Origin of the sequence: Paenibacillus sp. JJ-223, from assembly GCF_927798175.1 — a bacterium.
Taxonomy (GTDB): domain Bacteria; phylum Bacillota; class Bacilli; order Paenibacillales; family Paenibacillaceae; genus Paenibacillus; species Paenibacillus hubeiensis.
In genome coordinates, this window is record NZ_CAKMMP010000035.1 from 1 (window position 1) to 2,400 (window position 2,400).

Below are 2,400 nucleotides of genomic sequence, written 5' to 3' on the forward strand. Positions count from 1 at the left end.
GGAGCGGATGCGAAATACTCGTTTTGGCCCCGAACTTGCAACGGAAGGACCAGCTGGCGTCTACTTCACGAAGCCGAAAAAGCCAATTCCGCCCAATAGTCAGCAACAGCGTTTTTGGAGTGAAATGGAAGCAGGCAAGGATGATTTAGCGAAGAAGTTGGATGAGTGGACGGGAAATGCTGACTTAGACAAAATTAGAGAAACTGCTCCAGATTACTATAAAGAATTGATAGACAAGTATGGGGATGAGGGAAAATACTACGCTAGATCTCCAGAAGAGTATGAGAGTTTGGCAAAAGATCCAGCAAAAAACTTTAAAATAAACGAAAAGACAAAAATTGAAAGACTAGCAGGCTTGGAGTTAGAGGCGAGAGGGGACCTACCTGGTCCTATAGTTAGAGATACCAATCCAGCAGGTGCAGAATTTATTGACGCAACAGGTGTATTGTGGGACGTTAAAGGATGGTATTCAAAATTTGCGCCAAAGGGTTATACACTGGAAAAGGCAATTGCTGATATAGAAGAATCACTTTCAAAAGGGGAGAATGTTATCATCGATTCATCAAAAATGTTCCCAGAACATATAGACGAAGTACGCAAAGCGGTAAAAGAATTAGGTTTAAGTGATATGTTGCTGTGGTGGCCATAAAGTATGTGAAAGGAAGAATTACATGGATGATAATATGTTTATAAAACATCATAAATGGGCAGAATCGGATGGTAATATTGGAGAAAAAATAGAAATTGTAAAAGAAGAATTACAACAACTGAATCTTACAGGGATGAATCTGAGTTGTTCAGAGATTGTAGAGTCAAATATGAGTAGTTCGTTTTTTGCTAATAATGATATGAGTGATTGCTATTTTTTAAGTACATCATTTGAAAGAACGATTTTCTCGGAATGCATACTGAGTAAAACGGTATTTGACTACACTTCCTTAAAACATTCAAATATATTAAATTGTGTAGGGATAAAAGCGTCTTTTGATGATGCAGACCTCAGCTTCGCTAATATATCTGGATCTGACTTGAGGCGAGCATCATTTCGAAGAGCAAATTTAAGCTGCTCAAAGTTTTCTAATGTTGATTTAACAAATGCTATATTTGATGGGGCACTTCTCTATGAAACTAGTTTTGAAGAAATAAACGGGATTGATGAAGTGTCTGCCAAACATATTTTTGTTGGAACTGAAGAGGAACCAATAAGGCTGGACGGTGATGATATTAAAAAGTGGTTAATGGAGCAGATGAGTGGATAATATCTTCATTAGCGAAATCTCCCTAACAACGAGATCGCAAAACACAACCAATCACTATATAATTCAAACACTTGTTTAAATTTCAAAAGCTCATTCCAACTTATTTAGTAGGAGAGAGCTTTTTTTCATGTTCAAAATTAAAGGAAGAAAAAGGGGATGGAAAAACGTGGATAAGTAAGGCGAGAAGAGTTGATAAACTAGGGGTGTCTTCAAACTCAAGCAAGCCACACCATAATGGATGCCGGAGTCGAAAAAGCCTTGAACGTACACGCTAATTTATCGTAGCGAGTTGCCAGACGACGATTGCTTTTGACTTTATTGAAAAAAAACACTCCACTAAATGGCGTTCTCTATAGATATCTCGGTCAACGGGTTGTATTTCTCGGCGTTGGAATCACCGGGATCGCTTGTTCCTCGTTCAGAAGCGCCCTGATCGCATTCGTATCATAGACTCGATCAGCTAATACTTGTTTCATCGTCGGTTCGATGGCTTGCAGAAGTTTGTAGCGCTGAACCGAGTCATGAGCTTCACCACCCGTTAATTCGAAACGAAGTGGATTTCCGAGCGCATCGACGATGGCATGAATTTTGGTGCTTAAACTACCCACGGGAACGTTCGATCGCTTGCTTGCTTTGCCCCCGCTCCGTGCTGGTGAACGCGCACAATCGTGGCATCAATCATAATGCTTTCCTCATCGCTATATAGGGAGACAACCTTCAGCACCTTATCCCGAATTCCCGCTTTCTGCCAACGTCAAAAGTGAGTGTAGACGGATTTCCAGTGGGGAAAGTGGCCAGGAAGATCACGCCATGGGGCGTCTGAATGTGCAGCCCAAAGGATGGTTGATTTATGGTTAGATACCATCGTAATTAACCTGTTTTTGTTATTTTCGTTTTTGTCAATGTCAAGAAACTGAATGATTTAAAGAACGGGGATGCGTATACGAACCCCACGTTCTTGGGTATAGACCAGCAGCTGCTGGACAACTTGGGCGTCGCCCTGATGCTTGTCAATCTCGCCATCTTGGCCAAACACGGACTTAATAAAGCGGCAGACAAGCTCGTGAATAGCAAAAATATGTCCGCGCTGGACGAGACATGGACGACATGGAAGCAGCAGACTAAAGATCGTCTGAACAAA

3 protein-coding genes and 1 pseudogene are annotated in these 2,400 nt (G+C 41.3%); 3 read left to right on the forward strand and 1 reads right to left on the reverse strand.

What is annotated here, in order from left to right; all coding sequences use genetic code 11:
- A pseudogene (locus tag L6H98_RS31115) lies at positions 1-649 on the forward strand (hypothetical protein); the annotation flags it as partial.
- A 22-nt stretch (positions 650-671) separates the two neighbouring features.
- On the forward strand, positions 672-1,259 hold the full coding sequence (locus L6H98_RS31120; protein WP_236421564.1) for a pentapeptide repeat-containing protein: 588 nt from the start codon (positions 672-674) through the stop codon (positions 1,257-1,259).
- Positions 1,260-1,624: 365 nt separating this feature from the next.
- Here the strand turns inward: L6H98_RS31120 and L6H98_RS31125 are convergent, their stop codons facing one another.
- A complete protein-coding gene (locus L6H98_RS31125) occupies positions 1,625-1,867 on the reverse strand; it encodes a transposase (protein WP_236421565.1) in 243 nt (80 codons plus the stop codon).
- Between the two features lie 350 nt (positions 1,868-2,217).
- On the opposite strand from L6H98_RS31125, the gene L6H98_RS31130 reads away from it, so the two are divergent.
- Positions 2,218-2,400, forward strand: a 183-nt coding sequence (locus L6H98_RS31130) for a hypothetical protein (RefSeq protein WP_236421566.1), incomplete at its 3' end; no start/stop codon positions are given.

Bases quoted from the DNA above. Each gene is read 5' to 3' on its own strand.
- L6H98_RS31120 (WP_236421564.1), top strand. From the start codon at position 672: ATGGATGATAATATGTTTATAAAACATCATAAATGGGCAGAATCGGAT.